The organism is Aeromonas sp. QDB54 (assembly GCF_027707385.1).
Taxonomy (GTDB): domain Bacteria; phylum Pseudomonadota; class Gammaproteobacteria; order Enterobacterales; family Aeromonadaceae; genus Aeromonas; species Aeromonas hydrophila.
Genome location: NZ_JAPCIT010000022.1, coordinates 51,618 through 73,505, shown reverse-complemented (window position 1 = coordinate 73,505; position 21,888 = coordinate 51,618). Strand labels below are relative to the sequence as shown.

Genomic DNA, 21,888 nt, shown 5'->3' with positions numbered 1-21,888 from the left:
CTCATGATGAACCCTGTTCCATGGCTCCAGATGACAAACATGATCTCATATCAGGGACTTGTTCGCACCTTCCTTAGTTCCAGCGCATTTTTGAACCAATGTCACATTGCTAATTAAAAAATAAAACTTCTTAATGGTGAGATTTATTCGGTATGGATGTTGCTGTTGGAATTATGATGGGAAATAGGTCCTAATAATAATTTTTAGGATGAGCATTTTATAAAAATTGAATGGCAGGATATGTTTTATTTATATTGAAATCATATCGTCCATATTAGTAATCACATAAAAAGCAATTTTAATAAAGCGCTAAAAAATCTGCTTTTCAGGAAGTAACTGATATGCCCCGGCGGCATATCGGGCAGCTGGCCAAAGACCTCGTAACCCTGCTTCTGGTAGAAGGGGAGGGCCTGAAAACTGGTGGTTTCCAGATGGTAGTTTCTGATGCCTTTGCTTTGGGCGTACTGCTCCATGGCGCCGAGCAGGCGGCCACCTCAGCCGTCGCGGCGGATGCTTTCGTCGATCCAGAGCCAGTCGACGTGCAGCCAGCCCCACTTGATGTCGGCGATGATGCCGCCGTGTACCTTGCCCTCTTCATCCTTGGTAAAGCTGGCGATCCGCTCGCGCAGATGGGTGCCGGCGTGATCCTTGTTTCAGCTCGAGAGACCAATGCGCAGCGCTTCTATCTCATCGTCCTGAGGCGGTTGGGGTGGGGTGAGTTGCATAGTGCTTCCTGCATTAGGGGGATGATGTCCGTCGGATTGCGCAGTCGGTCTTTCGGCTGCGTTACTGTTAATGCTTTACCGGTAGAACCCTAACGGAATCGGGTGGAGCCTTGCCACCCTTTTGTGCCCTCCGCTTCGCCAGTCTCTGTCGCCCTGTGGTGGTGGGCACATCGACCCCGCCGGGGTTTGTCTCTAGCATAAGGAAGATGCGGGGCAGGGGCTCCGCCATGCGGGCGGTGGTTGATGCCCGTTTACGGACTTTTGGCGGAGAGATAAAGATGAAGCTGCGTTCCTTGTTGATGGTGGGTGCCCTGCTGCTGGGCGGTTGTGCGGTCAATCCCTACGGTGGCACTCAGGCTCCTGTCAGTGAACCGGATCAGCCAGTGAGCCAGCCGGACAAGCCGGTGACCAAGCCGGATGCCGGGGCACCGCTGCCCAAACCGGTGGCGCCGACCGGGCTGGCGCTGGCCATGGCCGATGCCTTTGTGCAGGCTCCTGAGGTGCGGGAGCTGGCGCAAACCGGCCAGCCGGTGCTGCTGCTCACTCCGCCCCAGAACGGCACCGGCGAGCCGGTGGATACCCGCGCCATGGCAGCGGCCATGAGCAAGCGCATCCAGAGCAAGAGCGGTTTTCGCTTTGTCGACCCGGGTCAGGTGGCGGCCATCACCGGCCAGCTGGAGTATCAGCAGGGCAGGATGAACCCGGCCTCCCTGGTACGGCTCGGTCGCCAGACCGGCGCCGGCTACATGCTGTACGGGGATCTGGTGGCCGAGGGCAGCCGCTATCGGCTGTCGATGACCCTGATGGAGCTGCGCAGCGGCGAGCTGCTCTGGAGCGGCAGTCGCTCCGCCAGCCACTGATTAGACGCGGCCGATCAAAAAGAGGGTTGAGTGCCTGTGCACTCAACCCTCTTCTCATTCCAGCCCGCTGGTAGGGCTCAGGACTCCATCTTCCTCAGAAAATAGGTGGTATGCCCAGGCGGCATGTCCGGCAGCTCGCCAAAGACCTGGTAACCCTGCTTCTGGTAGAAGGGCAGCGCCTGGAAGCTGGTGGTTTCCAGATGAAAGTTGCTGATGCCCTTGCTTCGGGCATACTGCTCCATGGTGGCGAGCAGGCGGCCGCCCCAGCCATCCTGGCGAATGCGCTCGTCAATCCAGAGCCAGTCCACGTGCAGCCAACCCCACTTGAGGTCGGCGGTGATGCCGCCATGCACCTTGCCCGCTTCATCCTTGATAAAACTGGCGATGTGCTCGCGCAGGTGGGTGCCGGCCTGGCTGATGTTGTAGCCCGACAGGCCGATGCGCAGCGCGTCGACATCCTGCTCGGCAGGGGGTTGGGGTGGGGTCAGGTGCATGGTCTCTCCAGAGCCGGGTAAAGGGCCTCTATCCATAACCGTTCAGACTCAATGCGGTCAAGTGATTGCCCGACCTCAATGGCTATCAGCCTGCTGGGCGGGCAACCCGGCGTCACAGCTGTGGGAAGTAGCAGGCGGCCATGTCGACCGGGTGATCGGGGCAGCCGGGCAGGTAGAAGTGCCAGCCCGCATCGGTGAAGGCGCGCAGCTCGCTCTCCACGAACTTGAGGGCGAGGCTGAGGGCCTGCAGGGCATCGACGCCATAGATGAAGGTCTTGTTGCCAAGGCCGTCCAGCCTCACTTTGCAACGCCAGTCACCACCGGCGGACTTGGGGTCCGGCTCGGGGGCGCGGATGGCAATCTTCACGGTCAGCTGTTCTCCCTCGATGCTGATGGCATCGAAGCGGGCTTTCACTATGGCTCTCTTCATCTGGACGATCCTTTTCCGGGGGCCGGCGCCTGTCTGGCCGGGGGCTGATGGTCGGTGAGTCGGCGGTCAGTGGCAGACTCAGGAAGGTCAGCCTAATGGATGCGGGCGTCGCAGACAACGGGCGCAGCGACTGTCTGTGAGGTAGGGTGAATATCGGTGAGCAGCGCCTGCATCGGGGTGTGAGCCGTAGAGAATTCCGCCGGTACAAGGCATGGTTTGGCGTGTAAAGAAAGCTTAGGTGACTGAGTTATTTGATAAATGCTTACTGATGATTGAATTAAATACCCGCACGGAGCCTGTCGCGGTACGATAACCAGAGCAGGCGGCAGTCGGATCTTGGCTGTTGGTAATCAGATTTAAAGGACATGGCATGGCTCTCTCGGTCAAACAACTATATGAAGTGATGGCCCAGCTGCCCGACCCCGTCTTCATCCTGAGCGAGGATGGCTACTACATCGAATACATCGGCGGGATGGAGCAGCAGTCCTATCAGGATGGCAATCCGCTGGCGGGCAAGCGGCTGGTCGATGTGCTGCCCGCTGCCATGACCCGCTGGGTGATGGAGCAGGTGACCCTGGCGCTGGATTCGGGCCAGGTGCGGGTGGTGGAGTACGAACTGGCGGCGATGGAGGTGGAGGGGATCGACGCCTCGGTCGGGCCGCAGGGGATGCAGCACTTCGAGGGCAAGATTGCGCCGCTGCCCTCCCGCTACGACGGCAAACGGGCGGTGGCCTGGGTGACCCGCAACATCACCCGCCAGTACGAGCTGCAGCAGCGGCTCAAGCTGCAGAGCGAAACCGATCAGCTGACCGGCCTCTACAACCGCCGCTATTTCTTCGAGCACTGCCGGCAGCGGCGGGAGGGGGAGGCTCCCTGTGCCCTGGTGATGCTGGACATCGACCACTTCAAGCAGATCAACGATCGCTTCGGCCATCAGCAGGGTGACCGGGCGCTGCAGCGTTTCTGCGCTTGCGTGGCCGCCCAGCTGCGGGCGGACGATCTGTTCGTGCGCAGCGGCGGCGAGGAGTTTCTGATCCTGCTGCCCGGCATGAACGGGCCGGATCTGCTGGCGCTGGCGGAGCGGATCCGGGCGGCCGTGGCGGCGCTGCCGGCAGATCCGGCGGCCTTTACCGTCAGCCTGGGCACCACCCTGGTGCGGCCGGGGGAGGAGATCAATCAGGCGCTGGCCCGCGCCGACGAGTGGCTCTATCGGGCCAAGCGGGCGGGGCGCAACCGTGTCGCCCACTGCCCGGTGGCAACCGGCGATCAGGGGTAAACTGGGGCGGGTGCCCCTCTTATATATGGCGGCCAGCCCGGCACCGATATATCAGGCGCTGCGGGCACTGTTCGCTGCATAATTAACTGATATTTATAGACTGATGCTGTTAATATTAACGGGCCACTCTCTGGCCTTATTCAAGTTGTTGAACAACTCACCGAGGTTTTGTCGTTATGTTACCAGACGGAGCTGAATTGATTATCTTGAGGCCGAAATGACACATCTTATTTCCTTTTGAAACAATCCGATTCAAACAGTCATGAATTATTAACCTTGACCTTTATGGCGATTTCAACGATGGTAGCGTGGCATCCCCGTTTCCTCTTGGTGATCATGTTGATCGCAGGCGGGCTTGTTTTTTCTACGATCCGGTCGATATGCCGCTGCATATCACCAGCCTAATTACACGGGCCAATAAAATAAAAGATGACAGATTAATAAGGTGTATATCGCAATGAGTGTTGCTATTGCTGAAAAGAGTAATCCCGCATCAAAGTTGAAATGGGAGAAAAGTGATTCGGTATGGACCATGGGCTTATATGCCACTGCGGTCGGTGCCGGTACACTGTTTCTCCCAATTACCGTTGGCAGTAATTCGCCGGTTATTTTGCTATTTATATTATTGATGGCATTTCCGCTTTCTTATTATTCCCATCGGGCATTGAGTCGTTTTGTATTATCCAGCTCCCACCGGGAAGGGGATATTACCCACGTGGTGGAAGAGCACTTCGGTGCGCGGGCGGGCAAGCTGCTGATGCTGGTCTACCTGATGGCCTTCTATCCCATCATTCTGGTCTACAGCATCTCCATCACCAACGCGATCCAGAGCTTTGTGGTGCATCAGCTGGGCAATGCCGAGATCCCGCGCGGCCTGCTGGTGCTGGGGGTGATGCTGGGACTGCACCTGGTGCTGCTGGCGGGCAAGCAGATCGTGGTGTCAGCCATCAGCGTGCTGGCCCTGCCGATGGTTGCCTTCCTCATCGGCCTCTCCATCTATCTGCTGCCCCAGTGGAGCCTCTCCTACTTCAGCGAGAGTCAGGGAGTGGACTGGCGTGACCCGGCGTTCTGGAAATCCCTCTGGCTGATCGTGCCGGTGATGGTGTTCTCCTTCAGCCACGCCCCCATCATCTCCTCCTTCAGTGCGGCGCAGAAGAAGCGCTGTCAGGCGAGCGCCGACCAGCGCGCCAAGCGGATCATCAAGTGCAGCAGCCTGCTGATTTGCGGCAGCGTGCTCTTCTTCGTGGTGAGCTGCGTGATGAGCCTGAGCCAGGCCGAGATGGCGCAGGCCCGCATCGACAATATTTCGGTGCTGTCGGCGCTGGCGAACAAGTTCTCCAATCCGCTGATCGCCTATGTGGGGCCACTCATCGCCATTCTGGCCATGTCCAAATCCTTCCTCGGCACCTCCATGGGGGTGAGCGAGGGGACGGTGAGCATGGTGAACGGTGCCTGTCAGGGGCTGGGGCTGTCGCTGCGTGAAGCGACCATCGCACGGGTCTCGTCGGTCATCCTGTTCGTGGTGACCGGGGTGATTACCTACCTCAACCCGAACGTGCTGGAGATCATCGAGAAGGTGAGCGGGCCGCTCATCGCGGTGATCCTGTTCCTGCTGCCGGCCTGTTCCATCTATCGTCTGCCCGCCCTCAAGCGTTATCGCGGGGCGAGTATCCTCTTCGTGCTGGTGATCGGGCTGCTGGCCATCTCGGCCCTTATCTACGATCTGCTGTGACGGCGGATCCCGCACAAGTCAAAAAGGGCGACCCATGGGTCGCCCTTTTTCTTGGTGTTGCCGTCAGCCGAGCAGGGTGGAGACGCTCTGGCCGGCCATCAGCAGGCCGATGGCCAGGGCGCTGAACCAGACCAGGGTGGCGCTCACCAGCAGGTAGCCGCTGGCGACGAACAGGCCGTCGCGCTGCAGCATGCCGATGGCCAGCAGCAGGATGGCCCAGGCCGGCATGGCGTTGGTGAAGGGGATGGCTCCGAGCGGCAGCATCAGCAGCAGGGCCGCCAGCATGATCAGCAGGCCGTTGCAGCGGTTGATGGTACTGCTGCCGGTCAACAGCAGCAGGCGCGGGCGGATGAAGCGATCGATGCGGGCCAGCAGATCCGCCCCCTTGTGCAGGGTTGGCCTGAGCTGCTCGGCGGCGAAGCGGCGCTCCATCAGGATGGCGGGCAGCCAGGGCACCCGGTTGAGGGTGATGCCGATGCCGATGAACAGGATCAGCAGGCCAAACGGGGTGCTGACGCCGGGGATGGAGACTGGCAGCAGGAAGGGCACGGTGAGCAGCACGCAAAACAGCAGCATGCCCTGTTCGCCGACCAGGGCCAGCATCTGGCGCAGGCTGATATGGCTCTCCTCGATGGCGTGGGCGGTGGCCCGCAGGGTATCGGAGAGCTTGTTCTGGGGGTCGTTGAGTTGCGCGGCAACCATTCCCTGATGTCCTTCTGGTGAGTTGAACCGGCTCACCATGAGCCGATTGCGCGCCAGCATACGTGGCACAGGTTAATCCGGGATGAATAACCGCAGGCGCGGATGTACCGTCTGACCGGCAGGCTGCCGGTGGTGGCGACGGAGTGTGATCTCCTCGCTGAAAATCGCTTGATACAGGTCGGGTTTAGGATGGGGGCCAGTGGGCTCTGATATGCTTGACGGGCACTGATGCAGCGCACGGAGGAGCCGTGATGAAACGAGCAGGGATCATGATGATGGGGCTGTTGTTGCCGCTGGGGCAGGCCTGGAGCGCCGAGGGGGAGGCCGCCCTCGGCTGGCAGGTGACGCCGTTCTTCGGCTACAGCTCGGCCATCGACTTCGAGGCCAATGACGACCCCAAACCGACGCCCGTATCCACCCGGCTGGAGTCCTTGCAGGGGGAGCGTTCCGGCAGTTGGGGCCTGTTCATCAGCAAGGAGGTGGATGACCCCGGCATGATAGAGCTGCTCTACAGCCACCAGTCCACCCGCCTCTCCCCCGATCAGCCGGATCGGTTGACGGTGGACACCCTCCACTTCGCCGGGGCGCTCACCCTGTCGGACAACCTGATGGCCCCCTACATCGGCGCCGGTGTCGGGGCGACCCGCTTTGCCGCCTACGACAGCGACGTCGCCCCCTCCATGTCGCTGGCGCTCGGGGTGCAGCCGCGCCTGACCGAGCATCTGGCGCTGCGGGCCGAGGTGCGCGGTTATGGTTCGCTGGTCAACGACAACAGCCAGTTTCTCTGCAACCCGGACCAGTGCGTGTTCAAGGTGCGCGGCGAGCTGGTGACCCAGTGGCAGGCCAATATCGGCCTGACCCTGCGGTTTTGAGCCTGTTGCACAGCGGCGACTTGCTGCCCCTGCCTCGTGCACTGCCCTCGCTGTCGACCCCGCGACTGCTGCTGCGGGCGTTTGATGCCGGGGACAGTGCCGATCTGTTCGCCATCTACGGGGACTCCGAGGTCATGCGTTTCGTCGGCGAGCCGCCTTTCCCGAGCCTCGCTACCGTGGCGCAGATGCTGGCGAGCGTCGCGCGGTTGCTGGCCGCCGGGGCGTCGCTGGAGTGGGGGTTGGTGGCGCGCGACAGCGAGCGCCTGATCGGCACCTGCGGCCTGCACAGCTTTGCGGGGGATGCCGGTCTGCTCCAGGCAGAGGTGGGCTGCATGCTGGCTCGCCGACATTGGGGAGAGGGATGGATGGTGGAGGCGCTGACGGCGCTGATCGCCTATGCCCGCCAGCTCGGCCTTGCCACCCTGCTGGCGGATATCGAGCCGGACAATCTGCCCAGCCAGCGGCTGTTTAGGCGGCTGGGCTTTGTCTGGCAGCAGGCTAGCTGCTACCGCTTGTCGCTTGAGGGGATCACACCAGACCATGGGTGAGGCGGCTGAGCGGCTCGTTGACGTCGAACAGCTTGAACTGCACCGCGCTGGCGCCCATGGCGAGCACCCGTTGCTCGTGCATGGTGGCGTAGGCGAGGGCGCTCGCCTCATCCTCGAACAGATAGATGCCACCCGCCTCGCCGGTGCGCGGGTTTTCGGTCCAGATCTTGGAGATGAAGCCCGGCTCCTTGGTGATGGACTCGGCCAGCGGCATGGCCGCGGCGGTGAGGGCCGGCCCCATCATCGCGGCGGGGAAGTTGAAATGGATCTGCAGCAGGCTGGGCATGGTGAACCTCTCGTGGGCCTTGAATGACTAAGCCCGCATCATAGGAAGCCGGCATCTTGGCTGCAAGAAGGCACATTTTCGTGGCATAGTTACCGCAAAGTAACTACTCGCGAGCCATCCCTTGTCCTCACTGCCCTGTCCCGCCTACCGGGTGCTGCGCCTGCTGGCCGGCAAATGGAAACCGGCCATCCTGTTTCATCTGCGCGCGCAGACCCTGCGCTTTGGCGACCTGCGCCGCAGCCTGCCCGAGGTGAGCCAGAAGGTGCTCACCGCCCAGCTCAAGGAGCTGGAGAGCGACGGCGTCATCATCCGCACCCTCTACCCCGACGTGCCGCCCAGGGTGGAGTACAGCCTGAGCCCGCTCGGTATCGCCCTGCTCCCCCTGCTCCAGCAGATGCACGACTTCGCGCTGAGCCACGGCTCTCTGCTGGCGCAGAGCGAAGCGGGGGCAGCCCACGAGGAGCCCCATCTCGGCGAGCCCGGTTAATCCCGCACCGGCCAGACCATCACCCACTCGGCGCAGCCGGTGTGGGGATCCAGGCCCTCGGCCGCCACCTGAAATTCTTGTGCGCGATAGAAGTCGCACGCGGTCCGGTTCTGCTGATAAACCTGCAGCCGCAGGGTCGGCAACTGCTGTTTGGCGTGCTCGAGCAGGGCCTTGCCCAGCCCTTGCCCCTGCTGCGCGGGTGCCACGAAGAGGGCGGCCAGGGAGCCCTGGTGCAGGGAGTAGAAGCCCAGCACCTGCTCATTCCGGCAGAGCAGCTGGTTGTCGGCGGCGGGCAGATAGATCTCTCGCATTGGCGCCAGGTTGGCGTGCCAGTAGGCGGGCTCGATGAAGTGGTGGGCCTGCAGGGAGGCCTCCAGCCAGATGGCGAGGACGGCCTCGGTGTCGGCCGGGGTGAAGGGGCGGATCTGCATGGGCGTCTCGTCTGGATGCGTTACAAACGGGGCATGGTAACAGCACAGGCTCCGTCGTCACCCGGCGAGTGGCCAAACTGCTACCCCCATAACAGAACAGGCGACCCGGAGGTCGCCTGTTGCCGTTAGCCGGCGTAGGGGAGGGAGGAGTGGTGCAGCACGATGCGTACCTTGCCGTCGTCCCCCTTCTTGAAGCCCCAGGTCTTGTCGACCGTGGTTTGCTTGTTGTCTCGGTCGGTCAGGTGCACCTTGCCCATGGTGAGGGCCATGTCGCCGTTGATGTAGACGGCAGCGTTGTCGTAGTTGTAGCTCTGCCAGTTTTTGAGGGCGAAGCCGGTGTCGGCGGGATAGGCCTGATTGTTGCCGACGAAGTAGGCCAGCGCCCCTTCCTGATTGATGCGGAAGGTCTGTTCGCCACCGGCCAGGGTCGGCTTGAACAGCACGGGGCCATGGTGGTAGCCGTAGGCGCCGTCGAGCACGGCGGTGGCGGTGGCTCTGGCCTTGTCGATACCGCCGCTGCGGTAGTCGTCGCTGATCTGGATCAGGGCCTTGCCCCAGGCATCCTGCGCGGCCTTGATCTCGGCTTCGGTGATGTTGTTGTTGGCAATTTGAGCGGCGCTGAGGGAGCCGCTGGCGGCGAGCAGAACGAGGACAAGGCCGGATTGCTTGGTGAACAGCATCTTGGTGAGCAACTTCATACGGTCGTGACTCCTGGGTGTCGCGTTTAAGGAGTCCCGGAGTTTATCTATCCGCGATGAATAAAAATTGAACCCCCCATTCAGCCTTGAGTGGGGAGGGATCGGCTTCCCTCCCATCCCCTGTTCCCCTCAGCGGGCCCGCAGCAGCCAGCGACTGGCTGCACCCAGCGTCAGCAGCCGGTAGCCGAGCAGGGAGAGCGCCAGCAGCGCCGGCACCTTCAGCAGCTCCCACCACACCTGCTTGCCCTGCGGGCCGAAGATCATCAGCCACACCACCAGCATCATGTGCAGACAGTAGAGGCCCAGCACCTTGGGGGCCTGGCGTTCGAGCCAGCTGCCGCGGCCCCAGCCCGGGTTGGCCAGCAGCAGGCCGAACAGCCCCAGCGCCCAGGGGAGCGAACCCAGCAGGAAGTCGTGGCGATTGAGGGGCACGGCGGCAAAATGCAGCAGCCCTGCGGCCTCGAGGGCGTAGAGCCCCATCCCCGCCATCATCAGCAGGGCGCAGTGTCTGGCATCCGGCTGCCAGGCGCGCAGGCGCAGCTCGGCGCCGAGGGCCACGAACAGCAGCGAGAAGAAGGGGCCGTTGCGGGTCAGCAGGGCCCACTCGCCCCCCAGCAGCGGCGGGCCATAGGAGCCGCCGAGCAGGGCCAGCCCGTAGAGCAGAGCACCCAGCAGCAGGGCCAGCCGGGGCAGGCGGGCCTGCTGGCAGAGCGCCAGGATCAGCACCGCCAGCATCAGGGCGGGCAGGAACCAGAGGTGGATCATGCCGCCCACCCACCAGGCGTTGAGCGGATCCCCCAGCTGCATCTGCCACTGGCTCGCCATGGCCGGCAGGTAGCCCTCGCTCACCGCCGCGAGCGGGTTGAAGGGGATCAGCACGTAGAGCAGGCTCCACGCCAGCCAGAGCCCCAGCAGCGGGCGGCAGTAGCGCAGCGCCACCGTCAGGGGGTGGCCTGCGGCGAGAGCGGGTTGCAGAAAGTAGCCGGCGCAGAGGAAGAACAGCGGCACCGCGAAGCGGCAGAGCTGGTTGATGACGCCCCCGAGCCAGAAGTAGAGGGTGCCGTCCCACAGGGTGGGGTCGAAGGGGTTGCTGAAGGGGGAGAGATGAATGGCCATCACCGCCATGATGGCCACCACCCGTCCGCATTCGATGCTGGAGATGCGCATGCTGCCTCTTGCCGCTTGGGTTGAGGGCGCACCCTAGCAGCCGCAGGCGATCCTCATCCAGCCGCCAGGCCGGCAACTGTGACCCCCATCGGCGGCCGGTTACCCTTTGTTACCCGAGGTGCGGGCAAGGTTACCGCCGCCGAGAGACAGATCCCGTTTTGCCGTCGGTAAACGCGCTAGAGCAGGGCCACCAGCACGGTGACCAGGGCGCCCAGCAGCAGCAGGGCGATGCCGCGCGCGGCCGGGCCGTGCAGCTTGTTCCACATCAGCAGGCTGGTGAGGGCCAGCAGCAGCATGGCCAGCGCCGCCAGATCCCCCACCAGCTGCCACGGCAGGCCAGTGCCCATGCCACGGTGCAGCCGGTTGAGGCTGGCGGCGAAGTTGGCCTGTTGCAGTTCGGTGCGCACCAGCAGGGTGCCGGCCACATAGCTGGCGGCCACGCTTTCGCTCAGGGTGACGCCGCGCATCTCCCAGCGGGCCGGCAGGGTGAGTGGACCGTCGGGGGTGGGCAGGATTTGGGGCGGGGTGAGCTGGACGCGCCCCTCCTCGAACCCTGCTGGATAGCGTTGTTGCAGCAGGCTTTTCAGCTCATCCGGGCTGCTCAGCGGCGCGCTCAGCACTATCTCTTCGCTGGATTTATCGGTGTGGGGGCCGGGCAGCGGCAGCACGGCCCTGTGTTGCAGCCAGAGGCCGGTGAGGCCGTAGAGCAGCATCAGGGTGAGGGCGGCAAAGCCGGCCCAGGCGTGGATGCGGCGCACCCACTTGTTGTTGTGCAGGGGGAGTTTTCTGCGTTTCATCGCTCGGTGCTTCATAAAAATCTGGCCAGCGAACGCTGGCCAGAGGGATCGGGAAAAAGCGGGGATCAGAAGCGGTAGGCGGCGCTCAGATGCAGCTGACGGGGTGTGCCCGGCATGATCTGGGAGGCGCTGGTGGCGCTGACGAAGTAGTCGTGATCGGTCAGGTTCTCCACGCTCAGCTGGGTTTCCCACTGCTGCCAGCGGTAGCCGGCACGGGCGTCGAAGCGGGCGTAACCGGGCAGGGTGGTGGTGTTGGCGTTGTCGGCGAAGCGATCGCCCACCGCGGTCACCCCGGTCTCGCCGAACCAGCCCTGCTTGCCGCTCTGATAGCCGGCGAACAGCTCGCCGTTCTGGCGGGAGACGTTCATCGGCCGCTTGCCTTGCAGATCGGCGTCCGCCTTGACCTGCTCGGCATCCTGGATGGCGATGCCGCCGCGCAGGTAGAGCTCGTCGGTCAGCTGGGCGCGGGCGCTCAGCTCGATCCCCTCGGTGCGCTGCAGACCGGTGAGGATCACCTTGGTGGGATCCAGTGGATCCTTGCTGCGCTTGTTGTACATCTCCAGCCGGTAGAGGGAGAGGGTGGTCGCCAGCCGGCCATCCAGCCAGTCGCTCTTCACGCCGCCCTCGTACAGCCGGGTGTGCTGGGGATCCAGGTTGTTGTTCTTGTCGCCCGGGGTGATGCCGATCAGCTCGCCACCCACCGGGGTGAAGGTCTTGCTGTAGGAGGCGTAGAAGGCGTGCTCCTCGATCGGGTTCCACACCAGACCCAGGCGCGGGCTCAGGCTGCTGACCGAGACGGTCTCCTCCTTGTTGAGGTCGTTGCGGCGGCTGGTGACGGTGAAGTCGTCACGGCGCAGACCCGCCAGCAGGTGCCAGTCGCCCAGGCTGAGCTGATCCTGCACATAGAGGCCGTAGCCACGCACCTTGTGGTTGGCGTCGCTGGAGAGCTTCATGGCGCCATCGTAGGTGGGCAGGGAGCCCGGATCATAGAGGTTGCCGGCCGGGATCGCGGTGGCGTTCTGGTAGAGCTTGGGGGTGCGCTCCTGCCAGTTCTGCTCGAAGCCCACCAGCAGACGGTGCTCGACGGGGCCGGTCTGCAGCTGGCCTTCGGCCTCGGTGTTGCTGATCAGGCTGTTGGCTTTGAGATCCTGCTGCCAGCGGGCGCGGGTTACCTGATCCCCCTTCACGCTGGTGACATAGGTGTTGTCGAACTGGCTGTCGAGGCTGGTGTAGCCCAGCTGCTGGCGCAGTTGCCACTGATCATTGATGTCCCAGGTAAAGCGGGAGCGGGTGGACTGGGCCACATCGTCGATGAAGTCGCGGCGGGTATCGCTGTAGACATACTCCTTCGGCACGTCGGCCGGCCGGCCGTTGACGCCGGGGATGCCGCGATCCGGGGTGCGGTCGTGCTCGTTGCGCTCGTACTGCAGCAGCCAGTTCAGCTTGTCGTTGATCTCCCAGTTGACGGAGGGGGCCAGCAGGGTGCGCTTGCTGGTCACGCCATTACGGAAGCTGTCTTTGTCTTCCTGAGCCAGGTTGAGGCGCACCTGCACCTGCTCACCCGCTTCGCCGTTGAGGTCGGCGGCCAGTCGGCGGCTGTCGAAGCTGCCGACCTGGGCACTGACGCTGGACTCCAGCCCCTTCTGCGGTTTCTTGCTGACCCGGTTGACGATGCCGCCGGTGCTGCCACGGCCGTAGAGCACCGCCGCCGGCCCCTTGAGCACTTCGACCCGCTCGGTGTTGCCAAGGTCACGGGTGTACTGCATGTCGTCGCGAAAACCGTCCAGATAGAAGTCGTTGCTGGCGCTGAAGCCGCGGATGTTGACGCCGTCGAAGCGAGTGTCACCGCTGGCGTTGACGCCGGGGATGCCGGTCAGGGCCTCGCTCAGGGTGGGCTGGCCGAAGGCGGTCAGCTCGCTCGCCTTGACGCTGTCGATGGCCTGCGGCACCAGCTTGGCCGGGGTGTTGGTGCGGGTCGCGGTGGCGACCTCTTCATGTTGGCTGCGTTTGCCGACCACTGTCATGGTCTCGTCTTCGGCGTGTGCGCCGGCGCTCAGGGCCAGCAGGGCGACACTCAGCAGAGTGCGCGGGTGGTGAGGTGTGTGCATGTTGCGTGTTGACTCTTGAAGAAGCGACCTGATGGTCTGAACTTATTGATTTATTTGTAATTATTTTGTTTTCTCCCATCCGGGAGGATGCTAATGATATTGATTTTCATTAGCTGTGCAATAGAAACATGTTTTGGCAATGGGACTGGGTATCGGATGGCTCGCCAGCGCCGACAGGGCGCCCTGTCGGCAAGGTGACGGGAGGAGGGAAGAAGGGGGATGAGGGGCTCAGTGGTCGGCGGCGGAGGGGGCGATCTCGGCCAGCTGTTTGCCCAGGACCAGCCGCGGCGCCGGGTCGGTCTGCAGCGGGATATCCTGCAGCGGGGTGCCCTGCAGGTTGCGGTGGATGATGTTGGCCGCCATCTGGCCGAGGGCCCGATAGCTGCTGATGGTGCCGACGGTGCAGCCGTGCTCGACATAGAGCTCGGCGCTGCAGATGGTGGGAATGCCCGCCTCGTTGAGGGCGGCCAGCAGTTCGGGGGCGATGGAGAGCAGGTAGCTGTCGGCGGCGAGAAACACGATGCTCTCTTTGGCGTCGTGCTGCAGCCGCTTGAGTTCGCTGGCCAGCCGCCGCTTGTCCGGCGCGATGCGCCAGGTGGTGAGCTCCCACTGGTAGCGACGGGCTTCGCGCAGCAGCAGCTCGCCGGTCAGCAGAGTGTTCTGCTCGCGCGGGTTGAACGGCAGCAGCAGCCCCTTGCCGGCGGGCAGATAGCGGCGGGCGTTGGCGAGCTGCAGCGCCATCGGCACCATGTTGCTGGTGCCGGCCACCATCTGGTTTTCCGTCTTGTCGTCGGACAGGAAGCCGGCCCCGACGGGGTCGGACACTATGCTGAAAATCAACGGCTTGCGGTTGCCCACCAGGCTCTTGACCATGGCCGTGGCGGTGGTGCCGAAGCAGTAGATGTAGTCGTAGTCGGCGAGGGAGGGCAGCAGTTGCTGGCGCAGCAGGGTAGCCAGCACGGTTCTGTCCTGATTGGCGTTGAAAGTAACGAAGGTGGGGTGATGGCCGAGCCGGTTCAGCTCGTCGCGAAAGCCGCGCTCGGCATCGGTCTCGCCGCGCCACAGCACCATGGCGATGGTCAGCGCCTGGACGGGCAGGGCGCAGAGCAGACAGCAGCAGATGAGCAGGCGTAGCGGCATGATGATCTCCTCGTCGTGGTTCTGTTGAGCCTAGATCATGGGGAGCAGGGCACGCCGACGCGGATGCAAAAGAGCGCGCCGGCATCAGCCGGCGCGCGCAGTGCAGAGGGGCCCGACTTAGAAGTCGTAGCGGGCCGCCAGCTGGAAGTCATCCTTGACGTTGAGCTTGCCGCTCTCTTTGCTGTCGAGGTTGTTGATGCGGTACTCGCCGATGACGCGCAGGTTCTTGTTGAACTTGTACTGGGCGCCCAGGGTGTAGTAGTCGATGGAGTCATAGTCGGCCTTGCCGTCCTGCTCGACCTTCTGCTTGTTCCACAGCGCCATCAGGCCGAAGCCGTTCTCGAAGTTGTAGCCCAGCGCCCCTTCCCAGCCGGTGTGATCCTTGCCGGTGGCCAGGAAGTCGGTACCGTCCGCATAGCTCAGGGCGGCGTAGACGGCCTTGTTGTCGTACTTGGCGGAAAGCAGCCACAGCTTGGCATCCTCTTCCCCGTTCTTGTCGCGGATCCCCACGTTGTAGGCAGTGCCCAGCGCCAAGTTGAACGGGAAGGTGTAGGCCACGGCGGCGCCGTAGGCGGCATCGCTGTCCTTGCTGGTGGTCTCTTCGGTGTCACCGCCGTCGAACTTGTAGCTGGTGTCTACCTGGAAGCCGTTGAACAGACCGGAGTACTTCAGCACGGAACCGGCACGGTTGGTGGCGAAGGTGTCGGTCTTGGCGCCCAGCGCGTCGTTGCCGTAACCGTCGGAGAGAGACACGTCGGTCCAGTCAGCCAGGAAACCCGGGGCCCCTTTTTGGCGACCGAAGGTGATGTTGCCCCAGTCGGCGCCAACACCGGCGAACGCCAGACGGGTGCGCAGGTTGTCGGAGTTCTCGCTGATGGTCTTCTCGCTGTCGTTGATGTACATCTGCACTTCGTACTGGGCCAGCGCCTTCAGTTGGCTGTTGATCTGGCTGTCGACCTTGGCGCCGAAGCGGACGAACTGGTTGGCGCCCTGCTTGTCGCTGTACTCCTGAGTGCCGTTCGGATGGGTGCTGTCGACCCCTTCCTTCTTGTCACCGAAGAACTGGCCGGCGTAGATGCGGCCGTACAGATCCAGGGTGGTGGTGTCATTCTTGTAAACTTCAACGGCGTGAGCCTGGAAGGCCGCGGTGAGAGCCAGTGCCACTACAGTCAGCTTTTTCATCTTAATCCCTTGTGTTGCAAGCTTTGTTGTAAAAGACGGGGGCCATGCTAGGCAGGGGGGATGACAGCGGGGTGACACTCTCGTGAAGTGTCGGTGGCGGTTTGATGTCAAATTGGTGAAAGGGCCGTGTTTTGTGTGACGAACCGCCACTTTTGCGCGCAAAGGTTTGCCCTTGTGGTAGAATGCCGCCCGTTTTCGAGCTCCAAAGGTTGGATATGCGATGAGACGTGAACTGGCAATCGAGTTTTCCCGAGTGACGGAAGCGGCTGCACTGGCTGGCTACAAGTGGCTCGGACGTGGTGACAAGAATATCGCCGATGGGGCGGCCGTTGCGGCCATGCGCCATATCCTCAATCAGATCCAGATCGATGGTGAGATTGTGATCGGCGAGGGTGAAATTGACGAAGCCCCCATGCTCTACATCGGCGAGAAGGTGGGCACGGGTCTGGGCGACGCGGTGGACATCGCGGTCGATCCCATCGAGGGTACCCGCATGACCGCCATGGGTCAGGCAAATGCCCTGGCCGTGCTGGCCGTCGGCGACAAGGGCTCCTTCCTCAAGGCCCCCGATATGTACATGGAGAAGCTGATCGTGGGTCCCAAGGCCAAGGGTGCCATCGACCTCGATCAGGCCCTCGAGCTGAACCTCAAGGCCGTGGCCAAGGCGCTCGGCAAGCCGCTCTCCCGCCTGACCGTGATCACCCTGGCCAAGCCGCGTCACGACAAGGCGATCAAGGAGATGCAGGGGCTGGGTGTGCGGGTGTTCGCCATTCCCGACGGCGACGTGGCTGCCTCCATCCTCACCTGTCTGCCGGACAGCGAAGTGGACATGCTGTATGGCATCGGTGGCGCGCCGGAAGGGGTGATCTCGGCGGCGGTGATCCGTGCGCTGGACGGTGACATGCAGGCCCGCCTGGTGCCCCGTCATCAGGTCAAGGGCGACAGCCCGGAAGTGCGTGCGCTGGGCGAGCAGGAAATTGCCCGCTGCGAGGCACTTGGCATCGACGTGAGCAAGGTGCTCAAGCTGGAAGACCTGGCCAAGAATGACAACGTCATCTTCTCGGCCACCGGCATCACCAAGGGTGATTTGCTGGACGGCATCACCAGTGACGGCGTCATGGCGACCACCGAGACCCTGCTGATCCGTGGCAAATCGCGGACCATCCGCCGCATCAAGTCGATCCACTTCCTGGATCGCAAAGACAGCGTGGTGCGCGATATCATCCTGTAAGCAGGAAGATGTCTGTTGCTGAACGACCAAAGCCCGACACTGTCGGGCTTTTTGTTGCCGGTCGGCAAGGGTTATTTCATGGTGTGGCCGGGATAACAGTGAGGAAAATCCCCGCCCTTTGCTAAACTGGTTCGCCCTGCCGAGGAAAGCATTACATGGAATGTCGTCAAGGTTGCGGTGCCTGCTGCATCGCCCCCAGTATCAGCAGTGCCATCCCCGGCATGCCCGACGGCAAACCGGCCGGCGTGCCCTGCGTGCAGCTCGATGCGCGGCTGGGCTGCAAGATCTTCGGCCAGCCCGAGCGCCCGGCGGTGTGCGGCGGCTTTCGTCCCATGCAGGACGTGTGCGGCTATCACCGGGAGGAGGCCATCTGGCTCATCGGTGAACTGGAGCGGCTGACGGCCTGAGGCTGACCCTCTCCCTCGGGGAGAGAGTGGTTGCTGGTTCCCCCTCATCCCCGACCCTTCTCCCGCGAGGGGAGCAGGGAGAGCAGCCATTCGGAACAATCCCAATAAAAAGAGGCCGCAACTGCGGCCTCTTTTTATTTCGCGACGAACGGGCGTCAGACATCGGCCAGCTGCAATGCCTGGCGGTAGTACTCGTTGGCCTTGTTGGTGAGGCGGCGCTTGTCCATCACCTGACCGAGGGCGTGGTAGACGGCGGCGTTCGGCGCCTTCGCGACCTCCTGCTCCAGCAGGCGCTGGGCGTCGTCCAGCTGACCGGCCAGCAGGTAGATCTGGGCCAGCGCCGCATCTACACCCGGCTGATCCTGGATCTTCTGCAACAGGGTCAGCATCGGCTGGTAGCTGTCGAGCTTGAGCTTGGGCAGACGGGCCAGCAACTGGGGCGAGACCTGCTTGCGCAGCGCATCCAGCCACAGCTCGGCGGCTTCATTGTCGGCCCCCAGCTGGCGCAGGCGATCGCCATAGGCGGCCAGCAGATCCGGATCCTGGCGCAGCTTGCGCGGCAGCTCCTGCCAGATCGGGCGCAGGGTCTCGAGGGCGCCGCTGGCGGCGTCGAGGCGACCACGCCAGGCCTGCTGCAGCAGATCCTCTTCCTGTTTGGGGGTCAGCTTGCCCACCTTGTGCAGCACCGGGATGAGGTCGATGAGGGCAGCCCAGTCCTCACGGGCCAGGTGCACCTGGCGCAGCTGGTCCAGCACCATGGGGTGGCGCGGGTTGAGGGCATAGACGGATTCCAGCATGGCCAGCGCGGTATCGTACTGGCCCTGCTCGATCTGCAGCTGGGTCTGGGTCAGGGTCAGTGCCAGCTCGGCCTTGGGGTTCTCCTCCTGCGCCTTTTGCAGGTATTGGTCCCGGCGCACGTCATCGCCACGGGCCTGGGCCGCCTTGGCTGCGCTCAGGTAGTTGAGCAGCGGGGTGTCGCTGTTGCTGGCGCCCTTGAGCATCAGCTTCTCGGCCTGGCTGTAGTGCCCCTCGGCCATGGCCAGGGTGGCGGCCACGGTCTGCTGGTTGGCCTTGCGGCGCCGGCGCGAGCCGTACCAGCCCAGGGTCTTGCGGCGCAGGCCGAATACCCGGCCCAGCAGCCACTCGACGATGAGCAGGGCACCGTAGAACAGCACCGCCAGGATCACCGCGCTGGTGACCGAAGATTCAACCGTGTAGTTGCCCAGCGAGATCAGCACATAGCCCTTGTTGCCGGAGGCCTGCGGGCCGAAGATGAGGCCGGCCACCATGGCGGCCACCAGTACAATCAGACGAATCATGGTGCCCTCCTCAGTTGCTGGCCAGAATGCGCTGCAGGCGCTCGGTCAGCACCTCTTCCAGCATGGCCTGGGTCTTGAAGCGATCCGGATAGTTGAACTGGATCTGCTCCCCCTTGAGCTTGTCCAGCTCGGACTGCATGTAGTGGGTGGCGCTGTTGTCGGTGTCGAAATACTGGGTCAGCCAGCGCTGGGCCTTGTCCAGGCTGTCGTCATAGAGGGCCTGCTGTTCGCGGTAGACGGCGAGCTGGGCCTGCAGCAGCTTGGTCTTGAGGTTCTCGCGCAGGAAGATCTCCTGCTGCGGGGAGAGCAGGGCCTCCACCGCGCCGTCACGACGGCGGATGGTGATGAAGTTCTCGGTGAACTTGACCCAGTTCTTCTTGAGATTGCTCTCCCACTCGTCCGGGTTGGTGCTGACGGTCTGATCGGGCTCGCTCTTGGCTTCCGGCATGCTGACGGTGGAGAGTGGCAGCAGCTCGATCTGATCGGAGAGGGCGGCCAGCTTCAGGGTCAGCCCTTCGCGGTCGATGCGCGGCATCCCCTTGAGCTGGGCGATGTCTTCGGCCAGCGCCTTGCGGATGGGCATCAGGCTGGGATCGTTGAGCGCCTTGATGCGCTCGTCGGCGTTGCCGAGCAGTGTGATGGCGGAGACGAGGTCGTGTTCCAGCCACAGCTTGCGACCGGCCATCCGCACCAGATATTCGGATTCGGCCAGCATCCAGTCGTTGGGGCGCTTGTCGTTGAGATCCAGCACCCGGGTCTGCAACCCCTTGAGCTCGTCCTGCAGCAGTTGCTGCTGCTTGCCGAGGGCGGCCAGCTGCTCGCCATCCTTGCTGTTGCTCTGGTCAAGCTTGTTCATGGCCTCGGCCAGTTGCAGCTTGAGCTGGTTCAGCTCGCCCTGCTGGGCCACGGCACTCTTGTGGCCGTGCAGATAGAGGCCGCCGGTCAGGCCGAGGGCCAGCAGGATGGCGATGCCGCCGACCACAGCACCCGAGCTGCTCTTCTTGTTGTTGACCTTCTGGCCGGGTTGCTTGTTGTCGGCTACGGAGGCCGCGGCACTCGGCTGGACTTCTTGCTGTTCAGTCATTCCATCTTCCTCAGTTCCAGAGCGGCCGTCAGGGCCTGGTTGGATGCACCCTGGGCAATCGTGATATGGGTAAAGCCCGCCGCCGCGGCCATCTCGGCCACCCGCGGGCTGGGCACCACCAGCAGGCGGTCGCGCAGCCAGGGCAGCTGTTGGTCCGGGACCAGTTCCAGCAGCCGTTGCAGCAGTTCACCGCTGGTGACGAGCAGGCTGTCGAGCCCGGCCGCCTGCCAGTGGCGAGTCAATGCGTCCCCGTCCAGTGCGGGGTAGTGGCGCTCATAGGCCGCACAATAGTGCACCAGTGCGCCGCGTGAGGCCAGCGTCCGGGCGATGAGATCCCGGCCGCCATTGCCGCGCAGGATCAGCACCTGCTTGCCGTTCACCTGTTGCAGGCTGGGCAGGGCCAGCAGCCCTTCACTGCGCGGATCGTCCGGGCTCAAGGCCTGGATGCCCACCTCAGTGAAGGCATCCGCGCTGGCCTGGCCGACCGCAAAGTAGTCAATATTTGGCCAGGTCTGACCAGTTTGCAACAGAAAATGATGAGTGAAATGAACTGCATGCACGCTGACGGCGATGACGATGTCGGCCTGGGGCAGCAGTTCGGGCAGGCGGTGCAGTTCGCTGCCCGCCACGGTTTCCAGCAGCGGGCAGCAGAGCGGTGCGTGGCCGTGCTGGCGCAGCAGCGCCGCCAGCTCGGCGGCCTGGGCGGCCGGGCGCACCACCAGCGGGATCATGCCCGGTAGACCTCGGCCAGGATGACATCGGCACCATCGGCCAGCAGACGCTGGGCCAGGGTGTGGCCGAGGGCCTCGCCGTCGGCCAGCGGGCCGCGGATCTCGTCGCGGATGACGCGGCTGCCATCCGGGCTACCCACTAGCCCGCGCAGCCACACTTCTTCTCCCTGTACCAGGGCGTAGGCCCCGATGGGGACCTGACAGCCCCCCTGCAGGGCACGGTTCATGGCGCGCTCGGTCAGTACCCGGATGCGGGTCTCGGGGTGTTCGAGCGGTGCCAGCAGGGCGTGCAGCTCGTGATCGTCGAGGCGGCACTCGATGCCGACTGCACCCTGACCATTGGCGGGCAGGCTCTGTTCCGGCTCGATGAAGGCGGTGATGCGGTGCGCCATCTCCAGCCGTTTCAGGCCGGCGGCGGCGAGGATGATGGCGTCGTATTCACCGGCGTCCAGCTTGGCGAGACGGGTGTTGACGTTGCCGCGCAGGTCGCGGATCACCAAATCTGGACGTGCCGCGCGCAGCTGGCACTGACGACGCAGGCTGGAGGTGCCGACCACGGCCCCCTGCGGCAGCTCATCAATCTGGCCGAAGCGGTTGGAAACAAAGGCATCGCGCGGATCTTCGCGCTCGCAGATGGTGTGCAGACCGAGCCCTTCGGGGAACTCCACCGGCACGTCTTTCATGGAGTGCACGGCGATGTCGGCCCGTCCCTCCAGCATGGCGGTTTCCAGCTCCTTGACGAACAACCCCTTGCCGCCCACCTTGGCGAGAGGGGTATCCAGGATCTTGTCACCCTGAGTGCTCATGGGCACCAGCTCGACCTGTAACTCGGGGTACAGGGCTTCCAGCCGGTCTTTGACGAAGTTGGCCTGCCACAGGGCCAAGGGGCTCTTGCGAGTGGCAATTTTCAGGGTTCGGGCTGCCATATCAATCAGTTGTTTCATCTTTAGAAGGAAAACGATCTTACCACCCTTTGCAGGGGCTTTCATGGCACAGCCTGCAAAAGCGGGCTCAAGCTCAAAAACGGCTGCTGAAAATGATTTTTATTAAGTCTGGCTTTCCGGTTAATTTGTTGAAATTAAAGATTTTTATTGCTTTCCAATGATACTGTTTAGTGACTTGTCATAAATAATCCGGCGATTGTGTGCGGGCTTGTTTACCACCGCTGTTTGCATTGTTAA

At 63.1% G+C, this 21,888-nt stretch carries 23 protein-coding genes and 1 pseudogene; 8 read left to right on the top strand and 16 right to left on the bottom strand.

Features of this window, described 5'->3' with window-relative positions; translation table 11 throughout:
- Nucleotides 1–281: 281 nt before the first annotated feature.
- Nucleotides 282–725 (bottom strand): annotated as a pseudogene (locus tag PG881_RS19275) (GNAT family N-acetyltransferase).
- 278 nt (nucleotides 726–1,003) lie between these two features.
- Between PG881_RS19275 and PG881_RS19270 the strand changes: the two are divergent.
- The gene (locus PG881_RS19270) at nucleotides 1,004–1,585 is read left to right on the top strand and encodes a hypothetical protein (RefSeq protein WP_010635332.1); all 582 of its coding nucleotides are present in this window, start codon (nucleotides 1,004–1,006) and stop codon (nucleotides 1,583–1,585) included.
- A gap of 77 nt (nucleotides 1,586–1,662) precedes the next feature.
- On the opposite strand, the gene PG881_RS19265 is transcribed toward PG881_RS19270, so the two are convergent.
- The gene (locus PG881_RS19265; RefSeq protein ID WP_017783668.1) at nucleotides 1,663–2,079 is read right to left on the bottom strand and encodes a GNAT family N-acetyltransferase; all 417 of its coding nucleotides are present in this window, start codon (nucleotides 2,077–2,079) and stop codon (nucleotides 1,663–1,665) included.
- 112 nt (nucleotides 2,080–2,191) lie between these two features.
- Complete coding sequence (locus PG881_RS19260; RefSeq protein WP_077095753.1) at nucleotides 2,192–2,509, bottom strand: DUF6968 family protein; 318 nt, start codon at nucleotides 2,507–2,509, stop codon at nucleotides 2,192–2,194.
- A 370-nt stretch (nucleotides 2,510–2,879) separates the two neighbouring features.
- Here PG881_RS19260 and PG881_RS19255 point away from each other — a divergent pair, with 370 nt between their 5' ends.
- On the top strand, nucleotides 2,880–3,785 hold the full coding sequence (locus PG881_RS19255; RefSeq protein WP_270802153.1) for a GGDEF domain-containing protein: 906 nt from the start codon (nucleotides 2,880–2,882) through the stop codon (nucleotides 3,783–3,785).
- Between the two features lie 457 nt (nucleotides 3,786–4,242).
- Nucleotides 4,243–5,517, top strand: a complete 1,275-nt coding sequence (locus tag PG881_RS19250) for an amino acid permease (RefSeq protein WP_333563427.1) — start codon at nucleotides 4,243–4,245, stop codon at nucleotides 5,515–5,517.
- Nucleotides 5,518–5,580: 63 nt separating this feature from the next.
- Here the strand turns inward: PG881_RS19250 and PG881_RS19245 are convergent, their stop codons facing one another.
- Complete coding sequence (locus PG881_RS19245) at nucleotides 5,581–6,219, bottom strand: exopolysaccharide biosynthesis protein (RefSeq protein ID WP_270802149.1); 639 nt, start codon at nucleotides 6,217–6,219, stop codon at nucleotides 5,581–5,583.
- A gap of 251 nt (nucleotides 6,220–6,470) precedes the next feature.
- Between PG881_RS19245 and PG881_RS19240 the strand changes: the two genes are divergently transcribed.
- Together PG881_RS19240 and PG881_RS19235 are read left to right on the top strand one after the other, a co-directional pair.
- Nucleotides 6,471–7,091, top strand: coding sequence for an outer membrane beta-barrel protein (locus tag PG881_RS19240; RefSeq protein ID WP_270802147.1), 621 nt, complete (start codon nucleotides 6,471–6,473; stop codon nucleotides 7,089–7,091).
- Nucleotides 7,088–7,639, top strand: coding sequence for a GNAT family N-acetyltransferase (locus PG881_RS19235; RefSeq protein ID WP_270802145.1), 552 nt, complete (start codon nucleotides 7,088–7,090; stop codon nucleotides 7,637–7,639). Before PG881_RS19240 ends, PG881_RS19235 begins: the two co-directional genes overlap by 4 nt.
- On the opposite strand, the gene PG881_RS19230 is transcribed toward PG881_RS19235, so the two are convergent.
- The gene (locus PG881_RS19230; RefSeq protein WP_270802143.1) at nucleotides 7,620–7,925 is read right to left on the bottom strand and encodes a monooxygenase; all 306 of its coding nucleotides are present in this window, start codon (nucleotides 7,923–7,925) and stop codon (nucleotides 7,620–7,622) included. The genes PG881_RS19235 and PG881_RS19230 overlap by 20 nt on opposite strands.
- 121 nt (nucleotides 7,926–8,046) lie before the next feature.
- Here PG881_RS19230 and PG881_RS19225 point away from each other — a divergent pair, with 121 nt between their 5' ends.
- Nucleotides 8,047–8,412, top strand: coding sequence for a winged helix-turn-helix transcriptional regulator (locus PG881_RS19225; protein ID WP_270802141.1), 366 nt, complete (start codon nucleotides 8,047–8,049; stop codon nucleotides 8,410–8,412).
- Here PG881_RS19225 and PG881_RS19220 read toward each other — a convergent pair.
- From PG881_RS19220 to PG881_RS19190, 7 genes are all read right to left on the bottom strand, one after another.
- Nucleotides 8,409–8,843: an N-acetyltransferase gene (locus tag PG881_RS19220; protein WP_270802139.1), complete on the bottom strand. Its 435-nt coding sequence runs from the start codon at nucleotides 8,841–8,843 to the stop codon at nucleotides 8,409–8,411. The two genes, PG881_RS19225 and PG881_RS19220, sit on opposite strands and share 4 nt — an antisense overlap.
- 125 nt (nucleotides 8,844–8,968) lie before the next feature.
- A complete protein-coding gene (locus PG881_RS19215) occupies nucleotides 8,969–9,541 on the bottom strand; it encodes a hypothetical protein (protein WP_029301822.1) in 573 nt (190 codons plus the stop codon).
- A 129-nt stretch (nucleotides 9,542–9,670) separates the two neighbouring features.
- Nucleotides 9,671–10,708 (bottom strand): acyltransferase, encoded by a 1,038-nt coding sequence (locus PG881_RS19210; protein WP_270802137.1) that lies wholly within the window; start codon nucleotides 10,706–10,708, stop codon nucleotides 9,671–9,673.
- Nucleotides 10,709–10,884: 176 nt separating this feature from the next.
- Entirely contained in the window at nucleotides 10,885–11,571 is a 687-nt protein-coding gene (locus PG881_RS19205; protein WP_270802160.1) for a PepSY-associated TM helix domain-containing protein, read from the bottom strand.
- A complete protein-coding gene (locus tag PG881_RS19200; RefSeq protein ID WP_270802135.1) occupies nucleotides 11,571–13,613 on the bottom strand; it encodes a TonB-dependent receptor in 2,043 nt (680 codons plus the stop codon). The genes PG881_RS19205 and PG881_RS19200 overlap by 1 nt, the downstream gene beginning before the upstream one ends.
- Nucleotides 13,614–13,841: 228 nt before the next feature.
- The gene (locus PG881_RS19195; RefSeq protein WP_043167038.1) at nucleotides 13,842–14,753 is read right to left on the bottom strand and encodes an ABC transporter substrate-binding protein; all 912 of its coding nucleotides are present in this window, start codon (nucleotides 14,751–14,753) and stop codon (nucleotides 13,842–13,844) included.
- Nucleotides 14,754–14,870: 117 nt separating this feature from the next.
- Entirely contained in the window at nucleotides 14,871–15,935 is a 1,065-nt protein-coding gene (locus tag PG881_RS19190; protein WP_016349239.1) for a porin, read from the bottom strand.
- A 220-nt stretch (nucleotides 15,936–16,155) separates the two neighbouring features.
- Here PG881_RS19190 and glpX point away from each other — a divergent pair, with 220 nt between their 5' ends.
- On the top strand, nucleotides 16,156–17,166 hold the full coding sequence (gene glpX, locus PG881_RS19185; protein WP_016349240.1) for a class II fructose-bisphosphatase: 1,011 nt from the start codon (nucleotides 16,156–16,158) through the stop codon (nucleotides 17,164–17,166).
- Nucleotides 17,167–17,321: 155 nt separating this feature from the next.
- Nucleotides 17,322–17,573: a YkgJ family cysteine cluster protein gene (locus tag PG881_RS19180; RefSeq protein ID WP_017408866.1), complete on the top strand. Its 252-nt coding sequence runs from the start codon at nucleotides 17,322–17,324 to the stop codon at nucleotides 17,571–17,573.
- A gap of 155 nt (nucleotides 17,574–17,728) precedes the next feature.
- On the opposite strand, the gene PG881_RS19175 is transcribed toward PG881_RS19180, so the two are convergent.
- From PG881_RS19175 to hemC, 4 genes are read right to left on the bottom strand one after another with little or no spacing between them, the layout of a single operon-like run.
- Complete coding sequence (locus PG881_RS19175; protein WP_073348742.1) at nucleotides 17,729–18,892, bottom strand: heme biosynthesis HemY N-terminal domain-containing protein; 1,164 nt, start codon at nucleotides 18,890–18,892, stop codon at nucleotides 17,729–17,731.
- A gap of 10 nt (nucleotides 18,893–18,902) precedes the next feature.
- Nucleotides 18,903–19,976: a uroporphyrinogen-III C-methyltransferase gene (locus PG881_RS19170; protein ID WP_270802131.1), complete on the bottom strand. Its 1,074-nt coding sequence runs from the start codon at nucleotides 19,974–19,976 to the stop codon at nucleotides 18,903–18,905.
- A complete protein-coding gene (locus PG881_RS19165) occupies nucleotides 19,973–20,707 on the bottom strand; it encodes a uroporphyrinogen-III synthase (RefSeq protein WP_270802129.1) in 735 nt (244 codons plus the stop codon). The genes PG881_RS19170 and PG881_RS19165 overlap by 4 nt, the downstream gene beginning before the upstream one ends.
- Complete coding sequence (hemC, locus tag PG881_RS19160) at nucleotides 20,704–21,633, bottom strand: hydroxymethylbilane synthase (RefSeq protein WP_016349245.1); 930 nt, start codon at nucleotides 21,631–21,633, stop codon at nucleotides 20,704–20,706. Before hemC ends, PG881_RS19165 begins: the two co-directional genes overlap by 4 nt.
- Between the last annotated feature and the right edge of the window lie 255 nt (nucleotides 21,634–21,888).